General features: G+C 75.4%; 18 protein-coding genes. 9 read left to right on the top strand and 9 right to left on the bottom strand.

The features are described from left to right. Positions 1 to 145: 145 nt before the first annotated feature. Positions 146 to 955 carry an amidohydrolase family protein gene (locus J4709_RS06730; protein ID WP_208238128.1) on the top strand — a complete coding sequence of 270 codons (810 nt, stop codon included), beginning with the start codon at positions 146 to 148 and terminating at the stop codon, positions 953 to 955. A 64-nt stretch (positions 956 to 1,019) separates the two neighbouring features. On the opposite strand, the gene J4709_RS06725 is transcribed toward J4709_RS06730, so the two are convergent. After that, a complete protein-coding gene (locus J4709_RS06725; protein WP_208238126.1) occupies positions 1,020 to 1,610 on the bottom strand; it encodes a TIGR03086 family metal-binding protein in 591 nt (196 codons plus the stop codon). Positions 1,611 to 1,786: 176 nt separating this feature from the next. On the opposite strand from J4709_RS06725, the gene J4709_RS06720 reads away from it, so the two are divergent. Then, positions 1,787 to 2,944, top strand: coding sequence for an aminotransferase class I/II-fold pyridoxal phosphate-dependent enzyme (locus tag J4709_RS06720; RefSeq protein ID WP_208238124.1), 1,158 nt, complete (start codon positions 1,787 to 1,789; stop codon positions 2,942 to 2,944). 61 nt (positions 2,945 to 3,005) lie between these two features. Here the strand turns inward: J4709_RS06720 and J4709_RS06715 are convergent, their stop codons facing one another. Further along, a complete protein-coding gene (locus J4709_RS06715) occupies positions 3,006 to 3,956 on the bottom strand; it encodes an oxygenase MpaB family protein (RefSeq protein ID WP_208238122.1) in 951 nt (316 codons plus the stop codon). A 210-nt stretch (positions 3,957 to 4,166) separates the two neighbouring features. Here J4709_RS06715 and J4709_RS06710 point away from each other — a divergent pair, with 210 nt between their 5' ends. Then, positions 4,167 to 5,171, top strand: a complete 1,005-nt coding sequence (locus J4709_RS06710) for an MCE family protein (RefSeq protein WP_208238121.1) — start codon at positions 4,167 to 4,169, stop codon at positions 5,169 to 5,171. Here J4709_RS06710 and J4709_RS06705 read toward each other — a convergent pair. After that, on the bottom strand, positions 5,146 to 5,880 hold the full coding sequence (locus J4709_RS06705; protein WP_208238119.1) for a TetR/AcrR family transcriptional regulator: 735 nt from the start codon (positions 5,878 to 5,880) through the stop codon (positions 5,146 to 5,148). The two genes, J4709_RS06710 and J4709_RS06705, sit on opposite strands and share 26 nt — an antisense overlap. 151 nt (positions 5,881 to 6,031) lie before the next feature. Here J4709_RS06705 and J4709_RS06700 point away from each other — a divergent pair, with 151 nt between their 5' ends. Both J4709_RS06700 and J4709_RS06695 read left to right on the top strand, forming a co-directional pair. Continuing rightward, on the top strand, positions 6,032 to 7,552 hold the full coding sequence (locus tag J4709_RS06700) for an APC family permease (protein WP_208238117.1): 1,521 nt from the start codon (positions 6,032 to 6,034) through the stop codon (positions 7,550 to 7,552). A 38-nt stretch (positions 7,553 to 7,590) separates the two neighbouring features. Continuing rightward, on the top strand, positions 7,591 to 9,237 hold the full coding sequence (locus J4709_RS06695; RefSeq protein ID WP_208238115.1) for an amidohydrolase: 1,647 nt from the start codon (positions 7,591 to 7,593) through the stop codon (positions 9,235 to 9,237). A gap of 87 nt (positions 9,238 to 9,324) precedes the next feature. Here J4709_RS06695 and J4709_RS06690 read toward each other — a convergent pair whose 3' ends face one another. The 4 genes from J4709_RS06690 to J4709_RS06675 all read right to left on the bottom strand — a co-directional run bounded on the left by J4709_RS06690 (position 9,325) and on the right by J4709_RS06675 (position 12,684). Beyond that, the gene (locus tag J4709_RS06690) at positions 9,325 to 10,518 is read right to left on the bottom strand and encodes a lipid-transfer protein (protein WP_208238113.1); all 1,194 of its coding nucleotides are present in this window, start codon (positions 10,516 to 10,518) and stop codon (positions 9,325 to 9,327) included. Between the two features lie 125 nt (positions 10,519 to 10,643). Next, on the bottom strand, positions 10,644 to 11,693 hold the full coding sequence (locus J4709_RS06685; RefSeq protein WP_208238111.1) for a threonine aldolase family protein: 1,050 nt from the start codon (positions 11,691 to 11,693) through the stop codon (positions 10,644 to 10,646). Between the two features lie 65 nt (positions 11,694 to 11,758). Further along, positions 11,759 to 12,379, bottom strand: a complete 621-nt coding sequence (locus J4709_RS06680) for a hypothetical protein (RefSeq protein ID WP_208238109.1) — start codon at positions 12,377 to 12,379, stop codon at positions 11,759 to 11,761. Positions 12,380 to 12,420: 41 nt separating this feature from the next. Then, positions 12,421 to 12,684, bottom strand: coding sequence for a hypothetical protein (locus tag J4709_RS06675; RefSeq protein WP_208238107.1), 264 nt, complete (start codon positions 12,682 to 12,684; stop codon positions 12,421 to 12,423). A 312-nt stretch (positions 12,685 to 12,996) separates the two neighbouring features. Here J4709_RS06675 and J4709_RS06670 point away from each other — a divergent pair, with 312 nt between their 5' ends. Next, positions 12,997 to 14,397: a GAF domain-containing protein gene (locus J4709_RS06670; RefSeq protein WP_232383078.1), complete on the top strand. Its 1,401-nt coding sequence runs from the start codon at positions 12,997 to 12,999 to the stop codon at positions 14,395 to 14,397. Between the two features lie 3 nt (positions 14,398 to 14,400). Here the strand turns inward: J4709_RS06670 and J4709_RS06665 are convergent, their stop codons facing one another. Further along, on the bottom strand, positions 14,401 to 15,132 hold the full coding sequence (locus J4709_RS06665; protein WP_208238096.1) for a histidine phosphatase family protein: 732 nt from the start codon (positions 15,130 to 15,132) through the stop codon (positions 14,401 to 14,403). A 62-nt stretch (positions 15,133 to 15,194) separates the two neighbouring features. Between J4709_RS06665 and J4709_RS06660 the strand changes: the two genes are divergently transcribed. Together J4709_RS06660 and J4709_RS06655 are read left to right on the top strand one after the other, a co-directional pair. Continuing rightward, complete coding sequence (locus J4709_RS06660; RefSeq protein WP_208238094.1) at positions 15,195 to 15,557, top strand: hypothetical protein; 363 nt, start codon at positions 15,195 to 15,197, stop codon at positions 15,555 to 15,557. Between the two features lie 88 nt (positions 15,558 to 15,645). Then, positions 15,646 to 16,020, top strand: coding sequence for a hypothetical protein (locus J4709_RS06655; protein WP_208238514.1), 375 nt, complete (start codon positions 15,646 to 15,648; stop codon positions 16,018 to 16,020). Positions 16,021 to 16,168: 148 nt separating this feature from the next. On the opposite strand, the gene J4709_RS06650 is transcribed toward J4709_RS06655, so the two are convergent. Then, positions 16,169 to 17,086 (bottom strand): NERD domain-containing protein, encoded by a 918-nt coding sequence (locus J4709_RS06650; protein ID WP_208238091.1) that lies wholly within the window; start codon positions 17,084 to 17,086, stop codon positions 16,169 to 16,171. 310 nt (positions 17,087 to 17,396) lie between these two features. On the opposite strand from J4709_RS06650, the gene hrpB reads away from it, so the two are divergent. Continuing rightward, complete coding sequence (gene hrpB, locus J4709_RS06645; RefSeq protein WP_208238089.1) at positions 17,397 to 19,925, top strand: ATP-dependent helicase HrpB; 2,529 nt, start codon at positions 17,397 to 17,399, stop codon at positions 19,923 to 19,925. Positions 19,926 to 19,954: the final 29 nt, after the last annotated feature.

Here is a 19,954-nt window from a genome sequence, read left to right as displayed (position 1 = left end):
CGGCCCGCACCGCGGCGCGGCGGCCGTCATGGCCGGGCGCGCCGGGGGTCAGCGTCTGTTCGCCTCCGGGCTGGACATGCGGCCGAGGCTACCAGTGCGCCGGCGCGGGCCGCGCACCATAATCGGCTCGTCAAGGGGAGACGGAATGATCGTCGATGCGTGGATGCAGCATGGAACGGTCCGGTTCCTGCAGCACGAGATGCTGGACTCGCTGTGGCGGTGGACGGGGCAGAAGCCGCCGGAGGAGGAGGTCCCGGTCGCGGTCACGGTCGGCGCGATGGACGCCGGCGGGGTGGACGTCGGGCTGATCAGCGCCTGGTACGGCCCGGAGGGCGCGCTCGTGAGCAACGACGAGGTCGCCTCGTTCGTCGCGCAGGCGCCGGACCGGCTGGCGGGCGTGGCGTCGGTGGACCTGCGCAAGCCGATGGAGGCCGTCCGGGAGCTGCGGCGGTGCGTGAACGAGCTGGGGTTCAAGGCCCTGCGGGTGGTGCCGTGGCTGTGGGAGCTGCCGCCGACGGACCGGCGGTTCTATCCGCTGTTCGCCGAGTGCGTGGAGCTCGGGGTCCCGTTCTGCACGCAGGTCGGGCACACCGGCCCGCTGCGGCCGAGCGAGACGGGGCGGCCGATCCCGTACGTCGACCAGGTCGCGCTGGACTTCCCGGAGCTGGTCATCGTCGGCGGCCACGTCGGGTACCCGTGGACGGAGGAGATGGTCGCGGTGTGCCGCAAGCATCCGAACGTCTACGTCGACACGTCGGCGTACACGGTCCGCCGGTACCCGCCGGAGCTCGTCCGGTACATGGCGCAGGACCGGCGCCACAAGGTCATGTTCGGCACGAACTTCCCCATGATCACGCCGGAGCGGGCGCTGAAGGGCCTGGACGAGCTGGGCCTGGACGAGGCGGCCACGGAGGCGTTCCTGTCCGGCAACGCCCGCACGGTGTTCCGGATCTAATGATCTACAACGTAAAGGCGTCGGGCCGGACGCGCGGGATCGCGGCGTCCGGCCCGGCCGGGGATCAGGCCTTCCAGGCGGGGTCGCGGCCGAGGTAGTGCAGCAGGTCCGCGACCTCGTCGCCGGGCGCGTCGATCGCGGCGGCGTAGGCGCCGAACTGGCGCAGCGGCTCGACGATCTCGGTCGCGACCTTGTGCAGCTCCCGCGCGAGGCCGGCGGTGAGCGGCGACTCCTGGCCGGTCGCGACGGCGATGTCCCAGGCGTGCACGGCGGCGTCGAGGGCGGCGGCGCCGGCACCGAGCCAGGGGGCGAGCGAGCCGGGCGGGACGGGGACCGGCGCCTCGGCGGCGTCGCGGTCCACCGTGGCCCACGCGGCGGCGCAGGCGGTGAGGGCCGGCTCGAGCAGGCCGATCGGCTCGCCGTCGAGGGTGCCGGACGGGGCGAAGGGGTTGAAGTCGGGGCCGGGGCCACCGGTGATGGAGGCCGCGAAGGCGAGCTGGTCCCCGGCCGCGTGCTGGAGGACCTGGGTGACCGTCCAGTCCGAGCACGGGGTGGGGCGGCCCAGGTCGGCGGTGGTGATGCCGCGGACGGTGGAGCGCAGGGCCTCGTGGGCGGTGTCGAGGAGGCTCCAGCCGGAGACGGTGATCTCGTTCATGGTGACGAGTATAGCAGAACGGAATCATTCGTTCCACTCGCGGAGCGCTCGCCAACGGCCCCGCGAATTGGTCCACGCCATAGCTTCCTTTCGTACGCGCCATAGATTCCTTTCACTCTATGATTAGAGAGAACTACGTTACGTGGCCGCCTCGTGACCGGGGAGTGTGACGACCGATGACCAGCGCCCACCAGCGACTGGGCGAACGCATCAGGCTGCTGCGCGGATCCGCGGACGGCCGCCGGGCGCACCGGACCGCAGCGGCGCCGCGGGCCAGGACGGGGCCGCGCGCGATCGTGCTGACCTGCGGCGACTACCTGGCCATCGGCGAGCATCCGCGCGTCACAAGGGCGATGCGGGCCGGGCGCCGCGGCGCGCCGGCGGCGTCCGCGCACGGCCCGGACCTCGCCGAGGACCACCCGCAGGCCCTGCTCGGCGAGCGTTTCGCCCAGGGGCTCGGGGCGCGGCGCGGGGTGCTGTGCCCGTCCGGCCGGGACGCGGGGACGGGCGCGCTCCGGCTTGCGGCCGGTCCCGGCACGCCCGTCTATCTGGACGCGATGGCGCACCCGTCGCTGTGGGAGGGCGCGCGGGCGGCCGGCGCCGTGGCGGTCCGCTTCGACCACAACGACCTCGCCGACCTGCGCCACCGTGTCGAGGCGGGCGGGCCCGGCGTGATCTGCGCCGACGCCGTCTACGGCACGGACGGGTCGGTGGGCCCGCTCGGCGGCCTGGTGGAGATCGCCGAGGAGTACGGGTGCCTGCTGGTCGTGGACGAGTCGCACGCCATCGGGGTGCGCGGCCCGCGCGGCGAGGGCCTGGTGGGCGAGCTGGGCCTGACGGGCCGGGTCGCCTTCCGCACCGCCGGGCTCGGCAAGGCGTTCTGCGCGCGCGCCGGCCTGATCGCCTGCGATCACCCCGCGTTCGCGGGCGTGCTCGGGGCCGCCGCGTCCGGTCCGGCGCTGCCCGCGCGCGAGGTGGCGGGGCTCGCGGCGGCGCTGGACTTGGTGGAGGCCGACGGCTGGCGGCGGGAGCGGGTCCGGGCGGCGGCGGGGCGGCTGCGCGGCGGGCTGGCGGCGCTCGGGTTCGAGGCGGCCGGCGCCGACACGCAGATCATCGCGATGGAGATCGCCACGGAGGCGGACGCGGTCCGGCTGCGGGACGAGCTGGTCGGCCGGGGTGTCTTCGGTGCCGCGCTGTTCCCGGGGGTGCCCTCGTCCCGGCCCCTGCTCCGCTTTTCGGTGCACGCCGGTCTGACCGATGGCGACGTGGACCGTGTCCTCACGGCGTGCGAGGAGTTGAGCGACCAGCGCGCGGCCGCGGCCCCGGCCCACTGAGCCGCGTCCGGACCGCACCCAAGCCGGGCCGGGCCGCGCCGAAGCCGGTGCGGGCCGGGCGTCAGGCGTGGCGCGCGGATCGGCCGTCGCGCGGCGGGGCCGTGCCCGCGAACACGTACCGCTGGGCGCGGGTGTGGGCGCCGATGTAGCGGAGCATGCTGCGCAGGGCCCAGTGGTTGATGCCGCTCGGGACCATCCGGTAGCCCTGCCGGTTGGCGACGGCGAGCGCGGTGAACTGCGCCTGGTCGAGCGCGCTCCACGGGATGTCGAAGCGGTCGCGGACGATGGCGGGCAGGCAGCCGAAGGTGATCAGGCGCAGCGGGCGTTCGGCGACGAGGCGTCCGGCGCGGTCGAGGCGGGGGCCGCCGACGGGCAGCAGCGTGACGGTGTCCGAGCCGTGCTTGGCGATCTCCAGGGCGCGCGCGGCGGCGGGGGTGAGTTCGAGGCGTTCGGCGCAAATGTGCCAGAACTTGGACTGGAACGCGGCGTAGTCGGCGGGGACGGGGCGCATGCTGACGCCGTAGCGGGCGTACCAGGTGACGGTCTCGGCGTACATCTGCTCATGGTCCTCGGCGGTGAGGGTGCCGGGGTGGAACAGCTCGGCGGCCTTGAAGATCTCCCAGGTGAAGGTGGCGTGCGCCCACCAGAACGTCTCGGGTTCGAGGGCGTGGTAGCGGCGGGCGCGCTCGTCGACGCCGCCGATGCCGCGGTGCAGGTCGCGGATGGTGCGGGCGCGGGCGGCGCCGTCGGGGGCGAGGATCGTCGCCCAGATCTGCGGGACGGACCGGTGGATGCGGTCGAAGGGGGCGTCGAAGAACGCGGAGTGCTCGGTGACGCCGGCGCCGATGCCGGGGTGCATCAGCTGCATCAGGCCGGCGGCGGCGCCGGGGAGCAGGGAGCGCAGGTCGGCGGCGTGCCGCCAGAGCAGGGTGCCGGGGTCGAGGGGCGCGGTGGCGGCGGCGCGGGCGGGCGGTGGAGCGGCGGCGGTGGGGCCGGATGCTGGGGCGGGCATCGCACCTCCTGGCCAGTGTTCACTTACATCCAGCGTACGCGGGATGAGACAAGAGTCAATTTCTGTCGCATGTTCAAATGCTCCATGAGCGTACTTTTGTGGGGCGGGGCACAGCGCCGCCGCGAAGCTTCGTCGCCGGGCGCATAGCCCGCCCCGGGCCCGCGCGGGTGCAATGGCGGCCCCACAGGGACCTCGCGAAGGGACCCCGCCATGAGCGACGAGCACCTGTCCGCGCGCAGCCGCCTCCTGTACGCGGTCGCCGGGCTCGCGGCGCTGGCGGTCGCGGCCGCCGCCGTGGTGGTGGCCGCGAGCCCGTCGCCGGGGCGGGTGCACCGGTACACCACGGTGTTCTCGACCGCGGGGGAGGGCCTCGATCCCGGCAGGTCGGACGTGAAGGTGCGCGGCATCGCGGTCGGCCGCGTCGAGACCGTCCGGCTGCGGCGGGACGGCCGGGTCGCCGTGGGGATCCGGGTGCGGGCCGGTGTCACCGTTCCCGCCACCACGCGGGCGGCGATCGAGCCGGTGTCGGTCTTCGGGCCGAAGGACCTGGTCCTCGACCTCGGCGCCGGGCCCGCGCTGCGCGACGGCGCGCTGATCACCCGCACCTCGGACCCGCGGGAGCTGACGGGTGTCACCGACCGCGCCTACGGCCTCACCGCCGCGATCGACCCGTCCGACGTCGCGACGATCATGCGGACGCTGGCGTCCGGGCTGGACGGGGAGGGACCCGCGCTGCACCGGACGATCGTCGACGGCGCCTCGCTCGCCGACGCCGTCCACGTGCGCGAGCCGGAGATCCGGCGGCTGATCGGCGACGTGACCGGGGTGTCCGGGACCCTCGCCGGGCGCGGCGGCGCGATCACGGGCGCGGCCGGCGACGTCGACCGGCTCGCGCCCGTGCTCTACGGGCGTCCCGACAAGGTGTCGCAGCTGCTGGACGCGGCGGGCGAGCTGTCGGACCGGGTCGGCGGGACGCTCCGCGACCACGGCGCGGACCTCGGGCGGATGGCCGACGGGACGGCGAACGTCGTGCAGGTGCTGGCGTGGCAGAACCGGCGGCTGCCGGTGCTGATGGACGTGCTGGACGAGCTGTTCCGCGGGCTCGGCGGGCTGATCCGCGTCCCGGGCCCGGACGGCACGCTGCTGGGCAGGGGAGTGGACACCTTCAACCTCGACCTGTGCAGGACGTTCATCGACCTGTGCCAGGCGCCGTGATCTCGGCGAGGCGGGCCTCCAGGCCGTCCAGGAACAGGGCGAGCGCACCGGGGTAGGCGCTGGTGACCATCGTCGCGGCCAGCGGGCTCGCGCAGGCGCTGATGTGCGGGTGGGTGTCCGGGTCCAGCCGGGCGTAGGTGGCCGTCCACGCCGCGCGGTCGGCGGCTGCGGCCTCGGCGGGCAGCGCGTTCGCCGCCGCGTCCAGCGCCGCGAACCCGAGTGTGAGGTCGACGAACTGGTGGTAGTGGCGGGCCGCGAGCGCGGGCGGGAAGCCGGCCTCGCGGAAGATGCCGAGGCCCGCCTCGACGGCGCGGATCTCGTTGGGGCGGCGGGTGACGCGGGACGCGGCGAGCAGCGCGACCTGCGGGTGCGCCACATAGGTGGCGTGCAGGTGCTCGCCGACGCGGCGCAGCTGCTCGCGCCAGCCGCCGGCGGTGCGGGTGCCGGCGAGGGTGCGACCGATCAGCTCGTCGGCGACCGCGAGGACGAGGTCGTCGGTGTCGCGGAAGTACCGGTAGATCGAGGACGGGTCGGCGCCGAGCGCGGTGCCGAGCCGCCGGACGGTGAGCGCGTCGTCGCCGCCCTGGCCGAGCAGCCGGATCGCGGTGCCGACGATCAGCTCGTGGGACAGCACGACCCCGGACTTGGTGGGGCGGCGGCGGCGCTTGCGCGCGATGACGCGATCGGGCTGCGGGGTCGTGCGGTCCATGGGGGCTCCCGGGGGCGCGCGGGCGGGACGGTCGCCACCTTATGACAACACCATTGACCACAGAAGCGGGCGCGCTATTTCATATGGATCCACCGGCCGCCAACCAGGGCGAACCGGTCATCGCGTCCCCGCCCTCCCGGATCGGTCGCCCATGCATCCCACCCCTGCCCCCGCCCCGCCCGGCGGCCCTGCGCTGAAGCGGTCGCTGGGCGTCGTCGACGGCGTCGTCATCGCCGCGTCCAGCACCGCCGCCACCACCAGCATCGGCATCGGCACCGGCGTGATCGTCGGCGTCGTCGGGCTGCACGGGCCGATCCTGGCGCTGCTGGCGTTCCTGCCGGTGCTGTGCATCGGCGGCGCGTTCGCCCGGCTCAACCGGGTGGAGCCGAACGCCGGCAACGCCTACGTGTGGGTCGGGCGCGTGCTCAGCCCGTGGCTCGGCTTCCTCGTCGGCTGGGTCAACATCGTCGGCACGATCGTCTTCCTCGCCTACACCACCACGGTCACCGGCTCGGCGCTGATGCTGCTCGCCGGCGAGGCCCACCTGCACCGCATCGGCGGGCTGGCGCTGAACCCCGACTCCAACCTGCAGGCCACCCTGCTCGGGATGGTGGTGCTCGTGGCGGTGACCGGGACGGCCGTCGCCGGCGTGAACCTCGCCGCGCGGTTCCAGCGCTGGCTGCTGGTGTTCGAGTACCTGGTGCTGCTCGGCTTCTGCGGCTACGGCCTGGTCGTCGGCGACCACCCGTTCAGCCTGGAATGGTTCAACCCGTTCGGGTTCCCGTCCCTGCACGCGCTCGCGCAGGGGATGGTGCTGTCGGTCTTCACCTACTGGGGGTTCGACGCGGTGTTCAGCGTCAGCGAGGAGGTCCGCGACCACCGCGACGCGTCCCGCGCCGGGCTCATCTCGCTGTTCACCATGCTCGCGCTGTTCCTGCTCGGCTCGGTCGCGTTCCAGCGGGTGCTGTCGGCCGGCGAGATGGCCGACCACGGCGCGCAGGGCCTCACCTACTTCGGCGCGCGGCTCGCCCACCAGCCCCTCGCCGTCCTGCCGCTGATCGCGCTGACCTTCTCCGCCGTCGCGTCGCTGCAGGCCGGCGTCATCCCGACCGTCCGGGGCATGTTCGCGATGGGCCGCGACCGGACGCTCGGGGCGGTGTGGACGCGGGTGCACCCGCGGTTCGGCACGCCCGCCGCCGGGACCGTGCTGATCGGCGTCATCGCCGCGCTCGTCGCCGGGTTCGCGCTGGTCATCCCCAAGGTCAGCACGCTCATCGAGGCCGCCGTCAACGCGATCGGGATCGTCGTCGCGCTGTACTACGGGCTGACGGCGCTGGCCGCCGCGGTCCGGTTCCGCGGGCTGCTGCGCACCTCGTTCCGGGAGGGCGTGCGGGCGGTGGTGCTGCCGGTCGCGGGCGCGCTGACCCTGTTCGTCCTCGGCGCGCTGCTGTGCGCGGACTTCGCCACCTCCACCGACCACTTCGCGCTGCGCGCCGACAACGGCTGGTTCGAGCTGTCGATGCCCGCGCTGATGGTGGGGTCGGGGCTGGCCGCCGCCGCGTGGGCGAAGTGGGTCCGCCGGTCCCCGTACTTCCATGGCGGGCAGGCCACCGACGCCGACGCCCCCGACCTGCTGCCCGGGTCCGCCGCCCGGCCCGCCGCCGAACTGTGACGCACCGTCCCGTCCGCCGATCCGAGGAGACCGCCTTCATGACCCGCAAGCCCGCCGACCTGCTGTTCACCGGCGGACCCGTGCTGACCATGGACCCGGCGCGCAGCCGCGCCACCGCGCTCGCCGTCACCGGCGGGCGGATCACCGCCGTCGGCCACGACGAGGTCCGCGACCTCGCGGGCCCGAAGACCGAGGTCGTGGACCTGCGCGGCCGGCCGCTGCTGCCCGGTTTCCAGGACGCGCACGTCCACGCCGTCATGGGCGGCATCGAGCTCGGCGAGTGCGACCTGACCGGCACCGTCGACCCGGGGGAGTACCTGCGGCGCGTCCGCGCCTACGCCGGCGCGCACCCGGAGCGGGAGTGGATCACCGGGGGCGGGTGGTCGATGGAGAGCTTCGAGGGCGGCACCCCGACCCGCGAGGCGCTCGACGCCGCCGTGCCCGACCGGCCCGTCTACCTGGTGAACCGCGACCACCACGGCGCGTGGGCCAACAGCCGGGCGCTGGAGCTCGCCGGGGTCGGCGCGGGCACCCCCGACCCGCCGGACGGGCGGATCGAGCGCGACGCCGAGGGGCGTCCCACCGGCATGCTGCAGGAGGGCGCGATGATCCTCGTCGGCCGGTTCCTGCCCGCCCGCACCCGCGACGACCGGGTCGCCGGGCTGCTGCGCGCCCAGGAGATGCTGCACGGCCTCGGCGTCACCGCCTGGCAGGACGCGCTGGTGTGCGGGTCCGACGGCTACCCCGACGTGTCCGACGCCTACGCCGCCGCGGCCGCCGACGGGTCGCTGACCGCGACGGTCGTCGGCGCGCTGTGGTGGTCGCGCGCCCGTGGCGAGGAGCAGATCCCCGATCTGCTGGAGCGGCGGGAGCGGCTCACCGGCGGCCGGCTGCGCTGCACCAGCGTGAAGATCATGCAGGACGGCGTCGCGGAGAACTTCACCGCCGCCATGACGGCCCCCTACCTGGACGGCTGTGGCTGCGCGACCGCCAACAGCGGCCTCAGCTTCGTCGACCCCGAGGCGCTGCCCGGGTACGTCACCGCGCTGGACGCCCGCGGCTTCCAGGTCCACTTCCACTCGCTCGGCGACCGCGCCGTCCGGGAGGCGCTCGACGCCGTCGCCGCCGCCCGCGCCGCCAACGGGTGGCGCGACACCCGGCCGCACCTGGCGCATCTCCAGGTCGTCCACCCCGACGACGTCGGACGGTTCCGGGCGCTGGGCGCGACCGCGAACATGCAGCCGCTGTGGGCCGCGCACGAACCGCAGATGGACGAGCTGACCATCCCGTTCCTCGGCCCCGAGCGCGCCGCGTGGCAGTACCCGTTCGGCGACCTGCTGCGCGCCGGGGCGACGCTCGCGGCGGGCAGCGACTGGCCGGTGAGCAGCGCCGCGCCGCTCGAGGGGATCCACGTCGCGGTCAACCGCGTCCTGCCGGGCGGCGGGGACGAGCCGTTCCTGCCGGAGCAGGCGCTCGACCTCGCCACCGCGCTCGCCGCCTACACCGCCGGGTCCGCCTACGTGAACCACCTCGACGACACCGGCTCGCTGCGTCCCGGCAACCGCGCCGACCTCGTCGTCCTGGACCGCGACCCGTTCGCGGGGCCCGCCGCGGCCATCGGCGAGACCCGCGTCCACCTCACCTACGTCGACGGGACCCGCGTCCACACCGCCCCCGACGCCTGACCGCCGCGCGTTGAGTTGCGGCGTGTCGTCCTTAAAACGGCTCTCTTGAGGACGACACGCCGCAAGTGAACGTCGTTCGGGCCGGGGTCAGGCGGAGGCGGGCTTGTACACGGCGACGGCGCAGGCGCTGCCGAGGCCGATGTTGTGCTGCAGCGCGACGCGGGCGCCCTCGACCTGCCGGTTGCCGGCCTTGCCGCGCAGCTGCCAGGTCAGCTCGGCGCACTGCGCCAGGCCCGTCGCGCCCAGCGGGTGGCCCTTGGAGATCAGGCCGCCGGAGGGGTTGACGACCCACTTGCCGCCGTAGGTGGTGGCCTTGTCGTCGACGAGCTTGTGGCCCTCGCCGACGCCGGCCATGCCGAGCGCCTCGTAGGTGATGAGCTCGTTGGCGCTGAAGCAGTCGTGCAGCTCGATGACGTCGACGTCCTCGATCGACACCTGCGCCTCGTCCATCGCCTTGCGCGCGGCGAGCTGCGAGACGCCGAACCCGACGACCTGGATCGAGGAGTTGTCGGCGAAGCTCTCGGGGGTGTCGGTGGCGATGTGGTGGCCGGCGATCTCCACGGCCTGGTCCCACAGGCCGTGCTCGTCGACGAACCGCTCGCTGACCACCACCGCGGCGGCGGCGCCGTCGGAGGTCGGGGAGCACTGCAGCTTGGTCAGCGGGTCGAAGATCATCGGGGCGTTCTTGACGTCCTCGAACGAGTACTCGGTCTGGAACTGCGCGTACGGGTTGTTCACCGAGTGCTTGTGGTTCTTCCAGCCGATCCACGCGTAGTGCTCGGGGGTCGAGCCGTACTTCTCCATGTGCTCGCGACCGGCGTTGCCGAACATCTGCGGCATCGGCGCCTTGTCCAGCTCCCACTCGCGGCCCGCGGTCATCGAGCGCAGGTGGTGGTCGATGATGGTGACCTTCGACTCGCCGACGCCCGCGCCGAGCGAGCCCTTCTTCATCTTCTCCATGCCGAGCGCGAGCGCGCAGTCGGCGAGCCCGCCGCGGACGGCCTGGCGGGCGAGGAACAGCGCGCTGGACCCGGTCGCGCAGGCGTTCATGACGGTCATCACCGGGATGCCGGTCATGCCGGTCTCGTAGAGGGCGCGCTGGCCCATCGACCCGTACATCGAGCCGGCGTACGCCATCTCGATCTTGTCGTAGGGGACGCCCGCGTCCTGCAGCGCGTTGCCGACGGCCTCCTTGGCCATGTCGGGGTAGTCCCAGTCGCGGGAGCCCGGCTTCTCGAACTTGGTCATGCCCACGCCCACGACGAAGGTGCGGTTGGTCATCTCGGGCTCGCCCTCCTGATACCGAATCCAGTTCGGGGCCACGATAACCCGCCGGCCTACGAAGCGTTCGCTTGGCTCCCGATGATCGGGACGGCCCGAAGCCCGCGCGCGGGACGCCCCGCAGGTCAGGCGGCCAGCTCCTCGGCGAGCGCCGCCGCGAACGCGTCCACGTCCCCCTCGGCGGTGTCGAACGAGCACACCCAGCGGACCTCGCCCGTCCGCGCGTCCCAGGTGTAGAAGGCGAACCGCTTGCGCAGCCGCTCCGCCGCGTCCTTCGGGACGACCGCGAACACCGTGTTCGCCTGCACGTCCTGCGTGATCCGCACGCCGGGCAGCGCGCCCGCCGCGTCCGCCAGCCGCCGCGCCATCGCGTTCGCGTGCGCGGCGTTGCGCAGCCACAGGTCGCCGTCCAGCAGCGCGACGAGCTGCGCCGACACGTACCGCATCTTCGACGCCAGCTGCATGCTCGACTTGCGCAGGAACGCCAGCCCCTCGACCGCGCCGGGGTTCAGGACGACGACGGCCTCGCCGAGCAGCAGCCCGTTCTTGGTGCCGCCGAACGACAGCACGTCCACGCCCGCGTCGGTGGTGAACGCGCGCATCGGCACGCCGAGCGCGGCGGCGGCGTTCGCGATCCGCGCGCCGTCCATGTGCACGCCGAGGCCGCGCTCGTGCGCCGCGGCGGCGACCGCCGCGACCTCCTCCGGGGTGTAGACGGTGCCGAGCTCGGTGCTCTGCGTGATCGACACCGCGGACGGCTGGCGGCGCTGGATGTTGCCGAACCCCGTCGCGTACCGCTCGACCAGCTCCGGCGTCAGCTTCCCGTCCGGCGCCGGCACCGTGACCAGCTTCAGCCCGGCGATCTTCTCCGCCGCGCCGCACTCGTCGGTGTCGATGTGCGCCGACTCCGGGCACACCACCGCGCTCCACGGCCGCGACATCGCCTGCAGCGACACCACGTTCGCGCCCGTCCCGTTGAACACCGGGAACACCTCCGCCGCCGCGCCGAAATGCCCGCGCACCACCTCGCGCAGCCGCGCCGTGACGGCGTCCTCGCCGTAGGCGGGCTGATGCCCCTCGTTCACCGCGGCCATCGCCGCGAGGATCTCCGGGTGGACGCTTGCCTGGTTGTCGCTGGCGAAGCCGCGCTTGGGGTCGGGAATGGCGAAGGTCATGCCCCCATTGTCCCGAACACCCGAAGCCGTCCCGAACCCCCCGGGGCGCCGGTGCGGCCGGACGCTCAGGCGGGACGGTCGGTGACGCGGTCGGTGACGACCGGCGCGACGGGCGCGACGGGCGCGACGGGCGCGACCGCGGGCTCGGCGGCCGCCGGCTCGGCCGCGCGCAGCGCCGCCCGGGCGCGCAGCGCGTCCACGTCCTCACCGAGCCGCGCCATGCTCGCCTGCAGGTCCCGCCACAGGCCCGCGCGCTGCTCCAGCTGCGCGAGCTTGGTGCGCAGGTCGCCGATCCGCCGCTCGGCCGCCTCCAGCCGGGTGCGGTGCCCCGCGGTGTCGCGGCCGGTGCGGATCAGGCTGGTGGCGACCGCGGCCAGGTCCCGCTCGGTGTCGTCCATCCGCTCGTCGATGCGCGGCAGCAGCCGGTCGTTGAGCTGCGCGACCAGCGAGTCCATCTCGGCGCGCAGCCCGCGCACCTCCTCCTCGCGGGTGCGCAGCGCCGCGTCCTGCGCCCGGACGGTATCCTCCAGCCGGCGCACCCGCTCCCCGCAGGAGGGCAGGAACCGTTCCAGTTCCGCCGACCGTTCCAGGTCCCGGCCCAGTCTGACGAGCAGACCCGCACCGGCGCGCAGCCGGTGCTCCGCCTCGGTGGCGGCGCGGCGGACGAGACCCGGGATCACGGTCATGGCTCCCCCCAGGGGGCTGTCGAGTGGATTCTCCTTAAACTCTAGGCGAACCGCCGGGAAACGGGAGATGTACTTTCCGGGTTGTTCGCCGGTTTCGGCCCCGCTCCCGGGGTTTCACCGGACGTCCGCCCGGAGGGCCGGCCGGGCGTGTTGCCGGGCACGCCCCCGGACGTCTCGGCGGGCGCGGCCGCCCGGCGCCGGCGGCCTGGGCGCGCCGGCGCGGCGCCGCACCCGCACAGCCCGCGGCGGACGATGAGCAGGGCGCGGTCGGCGGTGTAGTCCGTCCGGTCGAGCGCCGGGCGCACCCGGTGACACCTCAGGCAGAGCATCGGTCTCCAATCCCCCCTCGTGCGCGGGAGCGGCGCGCCCGGGCCCGGCCCGCCGCCCCGTGCGCATTCCCCCCGGACGCGCTCGGGACGGCGGGGCCCACAGGATGGCCCTCGGCTCCCAGCGGGACGGAACGTTAGGCGCCCCGACGTTGCATGCACGTTGCGACCGCCCGATCACGCACCGTGCCCGCAACCGGCCCGGCCCGGTTCCCCCGAACCGCTTGCAAGGCCCGCCCGATGGGCCGATCCTCAAACCCGTCGAGGTTGTCTCCGCAGGGAAAGGCGCTGATGGTGGTGCAGAACCAGGCGATCGCGGCGCGGCCGCCGATCACCGAGTCGTGGCGGCGCTCGCGCGACGCCGGCGTGGACGCCGCGGTCGCCGCGGCGCCGCTGGTGTTCGACCGCGACACCGTCGCCGACGCCCGCGGCGCCCACCCGCTCGACCCGCACCTGCCGCTGCTGCGCGACCTGCTGCGCAACGTCGCCGACGAGACCGAGCACCTGATGGTGATCACCGACGAGGCGGGCCGCGCGCTGTGGACGCAGGGGCCGCCCGCCGTGCGCCGGGCGGCCGAGCGGATCGGGCTGATGGAGGGGTTCTGCTGGTCCGAGGGCGCCGTCGGCACCAACGGCATCGGCACCGCCCTCGCCACCGGCCGCGCCGAGTACGTCTACGCCACCGAGCACGTCGCGCAGGTCCTGCACCGCTGGTCCTGCGCCGGCGCCCCGATCACCGACCCCGACAGCGGCCGGCTGATCGGCTGCATCGACGTCAGCGCCACCGTCGACGCGCTGCACCCGGCGACGGTCGCGCTGGTCGCCGCGGCCGCCCGGCTCGCCGAGTCCCGGCTGGAGAACGACATGCGGCGGCGCGACGAGCGGCTGCGCGAGCGGTTCCTCGGGCACCCCCGCGACGGCGGCGTGCTGGTCACCGCGACCGGCCGGATCCTCGCCGCCGGCCGCGAGGACTGGCGGGGCGTGCGGCTGGAGGTCCCGTCCGAGGGCGGCGCCGTCACCCTGCCGGACGGGCGGCTCGCGCTCGCCGAGCCGCTCGGCGAGGTGTACCTGTTGCGGCCGCCGTCCGGCGCCGCGCCCGTCCCCGGCCCGGACCGGCGGCCGCTGCTCACCCTCGCGCTGCTCGGCACCGACCAGCCGTCCGCGCGGCTCGACGGCGCGCACCTGCCGCTGACGCTGCGGCACGCGGAGATCCTCGCGCTGCTCGCGCTGCACCCCGAGGGCCTCAGCGGCGACCGGCTGTCCTGGCACCTGTACGGCGACGACGGCAGCCCGGTGACGGTCCGCGCCGAGATCCACCGGCTGCGCGCCCAGCTCGGCGGGGTCGTCCGCGCCAAGCCGTACCGGCTGGACTGCGCGATCGACGCCGACTTCCTCACCGTCCGGCGGCTGCTGGACGAGGGCGACGTCGCCGCCGCCGTGCGGCTCTACGACGGGGAGCTGCTGCCGCGCTCGGACGCGCCCGCGGTGCGCGCCGAACGCGACGAGCTGGCGGTGCGGCTGCGCCGGTCCGCGCTGGACCGCGGCGGCGCCGACGCGCTGTGGACCTACGCCCAGACCGAGCAGGGCCGCGGAGACCTGGAGGCGCTGGAGCGGCTCAGGGACGTCCTGCCGCACGACGACCCGCGGCGGCCGGCCGTCGCGACCCGCCGCGCCCGGCTGCTGAGCGACTAGCGGTCAGGGGGAGCCGACACCGGCCTTGATCAGGTGGCCGCACTCGTTGTAGCAGACGGCGCTCAGCCCGCCGCCGTCGTGCCGCCACCGCGTCACCGACGCGTTCGCGACCGGCTCCTTCTCCACCTCCAGCACCTCCCGCTCCGACAGGCCCTCGACCAGGTAGCGGGTCATCACGACGATCGCGTCGTGCGTCACCACCAGCGCCCGGCCGCCGGGGGCGTCGGCCTCCAGGTCGCGGTAGAAGCTGCGCAGCCGCAGCGCGAGGTCCGCCCACGACTCGCCGCCGGGCGGACGGTAGTAGAACTTGCCGAGCTGCTTGAGCCGGTCCGCCTCCGCGGGGTGGCGCCGCTGCACCCCGGTCCAGGTCAGGCCCTGCAGGATGCCCTGCTCGCGGTCGCGGATCCGCTCGTCCACGGTCATCCGCAGGCCGTCCGGGTCCTGCGGGTGGGCGTAGGACGTCTCGGCGAGCGCGATGCGGGCGGTGTCGAGCGTCCGCAGGTAGGGGGAGACCGCGACGAGCGTCGGCCGCTCGTCCTCGGGGAGCGCGGCGAGCCAGCGGCCCAGCGCCGCCGCCTGCGCCCGGCCGCGCTCCGACAGCGGGGTGTCGGCGTCGCGCTCGACGATCCCCGTCTCCTCGGCGTCGGTGCCCTCGACCGCCTGGTAGGCGAGGTTGCCGGTGCTCTCACCGTGCCGGGTCAGGTTGAGCCACTGGAGCGAATTCACGCTCGCCATGCTGCCACGGCCCGCCCCCTGCCCGGACCGCGTGCTCTACAGCCGGTAGTACTCTCTAGGGCGTGACGACCGTCCTGGCCACCGCGATCATCGTGGTGGCGCTGCTCATCGCCGGGTACGCGCTGGTGACGGCGCTGCGCGGGCGGGCGATGGGCCTCCCCGACCTGATCGGGCTCGGGGTGCTGGAGCTGCTGCTGGCCGCGCAGGCCGTCGTCGGGTTCGTCAAGCTGTCGGGCGACGAGGGGCCCAAGCACCCCGCCACGTTCATCGGCTACCTGCTGGGCGTCCTGCTGATCCCGGTCGCGGGCGCCGCCTGGGGGCTGATGGAGCGGACCCGGTGGGGGTCCGCGGTGCTGGTGGTCGCCGGGATCGCCGTCGCCGTCATGATCGTCCGAATGAACCAGCTGTGGAGCGGCAGTGCCTGAGCCCGACACCGGCGTCACCGGCGAACCGGCCGCCGCCCGTACCGGCGGCGAGCGCGTCCGGACGGGCACCGGCAGCGGCCCCGGCCGGCTGCTCGTCGCCGTCTACGCTATCTTCGCGCTCGCGGCCGGTGCGCGCGCGGGCGTGCAGATCGGCACCCAGTTCTCCGACGCGCCGCTGGCCTACTCCCTGTCGGCGTTCGCCGCGGCCGTCTACGTCCTGGCGACGGTCGCGCTGGCCCGCGGCGGCCGGACGTCGTTCCGGGTCGCCATCACGGCCTGCTCGGTGGAACTGGCCGGCGTGCTGGCGATCGGCACGCTCAGCCTCGTCGACCGCTCGGCGTTCCCGGACGCCACGGTCTGGTCCGGGTACGGCGAGGGCTACGGGTTCGTCCCGCTGGTGCTGCCGGTGGTGGGACTGCTGTGGCTGCGCCGCACCGCCCGCCGCGCACGCGCCGGCGGCTGAACCCGCGCCCCACCTCGGCCGGACGGCCTGGGACCGCGCGCCCGCCGGTCCCGCGCCGGTCCCGGGGGGCGCGCGGAGCTCGTTCCTCTGCACCACGTTCCTCTGCACCACGGTCATCGGTCCTCGTTCCCGTCGCCGCGCAGGCGGGTCAGGCCGCCGTGGTGACCGCGTCGCCGCCACCGGCCTCACCGGCGGCGACCTCCGCAGGCACCGGGTCGGCGGTCACCGGGCCCGCGGCCGGGTCGGCGCCGGCGGTCAGCGGGGCGTCGGCGGGCGGCTCGGCGGCGACCCGCGACGGCGGCGGGGGAGCGTCGGTCATCATGCGCCCGCCGATCGGCAGGCCGTGGACCGCGGCCCGCGCGATCGCCTCGACCTCCTCGGCGGAATGCTCGGCGGTCGGGTTGCGGTGCATCCAGCGCACCAGCCGCAGCGGCGGCGCGAACACGATCCCGTCCGCGGTGAACGGCGCGCGTTCCAGCTTGCCGCCGTGCACGGCCAGCATGGGCGTCACCGTCACCGGCGCGCCGTACTTCTCGGAGATCAGCCGCTCCGCGGCGGCGGCCCGCGCGGTCAGCCCGCCCACCAGCTTGGACTGGGTGCGGCCGTTGATGAACAGCCGGCCGCCGTGCTGGGAGATCTCCGCGTCCGGCGCCCATGCCTCGTTGTGCACCAGCCACACGCCGCCGGGCCCGACGACCAGCTCGTCCGCGGTCTCGTGCCCGGGCACGACCCGGCCGTGCAGCACCCGGTGGCCGCGCCGGCCGAGCGTGAGGCGCAGCGTCCGGTCCATCCGCGCGACGCCGCGCAGCCCGCGCCGCCACACCCGGGACGCGTTGTAAAGGCGCCAGTGCACCAGCGCGTCCGCGGACGCGAGCAGGACCGCCGCCACGACGCCGAAAACAGCGTTCACCAGCATCCCGCACAACACCAGTGCCGCAACCGCCAGAATTGCGCGGGTCCGCAACCGGGCTTTTCGGCCGCGCTGCCAGAGCTCCTCGTAAACCGCCTGCGGTGAACCACCGGTGAACGCCTCGCGCCCGCGGATATAGATGGACTCGCCCAGCATCCCCAAACCTCCAGCACCTGCGATGACGGCCTCATTATGGCGAAAGGCGGCCGATTGCCGCCACACGCGGCGAGGTGAGGGAAACCAAACGGTAAAGCAACTTCCCGGCCCGCGGCATTGCTTACCTGGTGTTTCGCGGCGGTTGCCGGGACGATTCCGGGGAAGACCTTTAGGGCGTTCCTGGCGAATTATGAAATGCGCGATGCAACTATCACCGTAACCCGCAGGGCGCCTTTGGCGGCGGTGGCATTTCTCACATGGACGATCACCCGCGGCCACCGGTACCGTCATCTGCCGCCACACTGGACCGATGCACATCAGCGCCGCCGAGGACCTGCCCGTCCGCCACGCCGTCCCCGGACTGCGCGCCGCGCTGGCCGCCCGCGGCGCCGCCGTCCTCGCCGCGCCGCCCGGCACCGGCAAGACCACCCTCGTCCCGCTCGCGCTGGCCGGCCTCGCCCTCACCACCGGCCCGGCCCCCGCCCCGGCCCCGGACGGCAAGCTCCTCGTGCTGGAACCCCGGCGCCTCGCCGCGCGCGCCGCCGCCCGCCGCATGGCCTGGCTGCTCGGCGAGCGCGCCGGGCAGAGCGTCGGCGTCACCGTCCGCGGCGAGTCCCGCCCAGGCTCGCGCGTCGACGTCGTCACCACCGGGGTGCTGCTCCAGCGCCTCCAGGACGATCCCGAGCTCGGCGGCGTCGGCACGGTCATCCTCGACGAATGCCACGAGCGGCACCTCGACGCCGACACCGCGCTGGCGTTCCTGCTGGACGTCCGCGCGACGCTCCGCCCCGACCTGCGGCTGGTCGCCGCGTCCGCCACCGCCGACACCGGGCCCTGGGCCCGCCTGCTCGGCGGCGACGGCGGCCCCGTGCCGGTGGTGGAGACGGAGGCGGCGCTGCACCCCGTCGAGACGGTGTGGGCGCCGCCGCCGCGTCCCGTCCCGCCGCCGCACGGCATGCGGGTCGACCCGGCGCTGCTCGCGCACGTCGCCGCGACCGTCCGCCGCGCGCTCGCCGAACGCGACGGCGACGTGCTGTGCTTCCTGCCCGGCGTGGGGGAGATCTCCCGCGTCGCCGGGCAGCTCGCCGGCGTCCCCGCCGAGGTGCTGCAGGTGCACGGGCAGGCGCCGCCGGCGGTGCAGGACGCCGTCCTCGCACCCGCGACCGGGCGCCGCGTCGTCCTCGCGACCTCCGTCGCCGAGTCCAGCCTCACCGTCCCCGGCGTGCGGGTCGTCGTGGACGCCGGCCTGGCCCGCGAGCCCCGCACCGACCACGCCCGCGGGCTCGGCGCGCTCACCACCGTCCGCGCGTCCCGCGCCACCGCCGAGCAGCGCGCCGGCCGCGCCGGACGCGAGGCGCCCGGCACCGTCTACCGGTGCTGGACGCAGGCCGAGCACGACCGGCTGCCCGCGCGGCCGCGCCCGGAGATCGAGCTCGCCGACCTCACCGGCTTCGCGCTCCAGGCGGCCTGCTGGGGCGAGCCGGACGCGGCCGGCCTCGCCCTGCCGGACCCGCCGCCGCCCGCCGCGATGGACGCCGCGCGCGCCGTCCTGCACGCGCTCGGCGCCGTCCGCGACGGCCGGGTGACGCCGCGGGGGCGCCGGCTGGCGGGCGTCGGCCTGCACCCCCGGCTGGCCCGCGCGCTCCTCGACGGCGCCCGCGCGGTCGGCGCGCGCGACGCCGCGCAGATCGTCGCGCTGCTGTCCGAGCCGCCGCCCCGGGCCGCGGGCGACGACCTGACCGCCGCCTGGCGCGCCCTGCGCCGCCAGTCCCGTCCCGCCGACGCGCACGCCGCCCGCTGGCGCGACGAGACCCGCCGCCTCGCCAAGGCCCTCACCGCCGCCGGCGCCCGGGACGCCGAGCCCGCGCGGGGCGGCGACGACCTGGTGGCGGGCACCGTGGTGGCGCTGGCGTTCCCGGAGCGGGTGGCGCGGGCGCGGCCGGGCGGCGGCGGGTACCTGATGGCGTCCGGGACCGGCGGCGTGCTCGCCGACGGGTCGGCCCTCGCCGGGGCGCGGGCGCAGTGGCTGGCCGTGGCGGCGGCGGACCGCCCGGCGGGGTCGGCGTCGGCGCGGGTCCGGCAGGCCGTCGTGATCGACGAGGACGCGGCGCGGTCCGCCGCCGCGCCGCTGCTGGAGACGGCGGACGAGGTCGCCTGGCGCGACGGCGACGTGGTGGCGCGCCGCGTCGAGCGGCTCGGCGCGATCGAGCTGGACGCCCGGCCGCTGCGCGACCCCGGCCCGGACCTGGTGCGGGCCGCGCTGCTGGACGGGATCCGCGCCGAGGGCCTCGGGCTGCTGAACTGGACGCCCGCGGCCGCCGCGCTGCGGGAGCGGCTGGCGTTCCTGCACGGCGCGCTGGGGGAGCCGTGGCCCGCGGTCGGCGACGCGGCGCTGCTGGAGCGCGCGCCGGAGTGGCTGGCGGGCGCGCGGCGCCGGTCGGACCTGCGGCGGGTCGACGTGGCGGCGATGCTGCGCGGCCTGCTGCCGTGGGAGGCGGCGTCGCGGCTGGAGGAGTACGCACCGGAGCGGATCGAGGTGCCGTCGGGCTCGCGGGTCCGGGTGGACTACGGCGGGGAGCGGCCGGTGCTGGCGGTGAAGCTGCAGGAGCTGTTCGGCTGGGACGCGGCGCCCCGGCTCGCGGGCGGGCGGGTGCCGCTCGTGGTGCACCTGCTGTCGCCGGCGGGCCGTCCGGCGGCCGTCACCGCCGACCTCGCGACGTTCTGGCGCGAGGGCTACAAGGCCGTCCGGGCGGAGCTGCGCGGCCGCTACCCCAGGCACCCCTGGCCGGAGGACCCGACGACGGCGGCCGCCACCCGCCGCACCAACCCCCGCCGCTAGTCCGTTGAGTTGCGGCGTGTCGTCCTCAA

Origin of the sequence: Actinomadura violacea, assembly GCF_017573465.1 — a bacterium.
Classification (GTDB): domain Bacteria; phylum Actinomycetota; class Actinomycetes; order Streptosporangiales; family Streptosporangiaceae; genus Spirillospora; species Spirillospora violacea.
The sequence above is the reverse complement of the archived record's forward strand: the minus strand, read 5'-3'. Positions and strand labels throughout refer to the sequence as shown.

Bases quoted from the DNA above. Each gene is read 5' to 3' on its own strand.
- J4709_RS06670 (WP_232383078.1), top strand. From the start codon at position 12,997: ATGGTGGTGCAGAACCAGGCGATCGCGGCGCGGCCGCCGATCACCGAG.
- J4709_RS06700 (WP_208238117.1), top strand. From the start codon at position 6,032: ATGCATCCCACCCCTGCCCCCGCCCCGCCCGGCGGCCCTGCGCTGAAG.
- J4709_RS06680 (WP_208238109.1), bottom strand. From the start codon at position 12,379: ATGACCGTGATCCCGGGTCTCGTCCGCCGCGCCGCCACCGAGGCGGAG.
- J4709_RS06695 (WP_208238115.1), top strand. From the start codon at position 7,591: ATGACCCGCAAGCCCGCCGACCTGCTGTTCACCGGCGGACCCGTGCTG.
- J4709_RS06730 (WP_208238128.1), top strand. From the start codon at position 146: ATGATCGTCGATGCGTGGATGCAGCATGGAACGGTCCGGTTCCTGCAG.
- J4709_RS06705 (WP_208238119.1), bottom strand. From the start codon at position 5,880: ATGGACCGCACGACCCCGCAGCCCGATCGCGTCATCGCGCGCAAGCGC.
- J4709_RS06650 (WP_208238091.1), bottom strand. From the start codon at position 17,086: ATGCTGGGCGAGTCCATCTATATCCGCGGGCGCGAGGCGTTCACCGGT.
- hrpB (WP_208238089.1), top strand. From the start codon at position 17,397: ATGCACATCAGCGCCGCCGAGGACCTGCCCGTCCGCCACGCCGTCCCC.
- J4709_RS06715 (WP_208238122.1), bottom strand. From the start codon at position 3,956: ATGCCCGCCCCAGCATCCGGCCCCACCGCCGCCGCTCCACCGCCCGCC.
- J4709_RS06710 (WP_208238121.1), top strand. From the start codon at position 4,167: ATGAGCGACGAGCACCTGTCCGCGCGCAGCCGCCTCCTGTACGCGGTC.
- J4709_RS06665 (WP_208238096.1), bottom strand. From the start codon at position 15,132: ATGGCGAGCGTGAATTCGCTCCAGTGGCTCAACCTGACCCGGCACGGT.
- J4709_RS06685 (WP_208238111.1), bottom strand. From the start codon at position 11,693: ATGACCTTCGCCATTCCCGACCCCAAGCGCGGCTTCGCCAGCGACAAC.
- J4709_RS06690 (WP_208238113.1), bottom strand. From the start codon at position 10,518: ATGACCAACCGCACCTTCGTCGTGGGCGTGGGCATGACCAAGTTCGAG.
- J4709_RS06725 (WP_208238126.1), bottom strand. From the start codon at position 1,610: ATGAACGAGATCACCGTCTCCGGCTGGAGCCTCCTCGACACCGCCCAC.
- J4709_RS06720 (WP_208238124.1), top strand. From the start codon at position 1,787: ATGACCAGCGCCCACCAGCGACTGGGCGAACGCATCAGGCTGCTGCGC.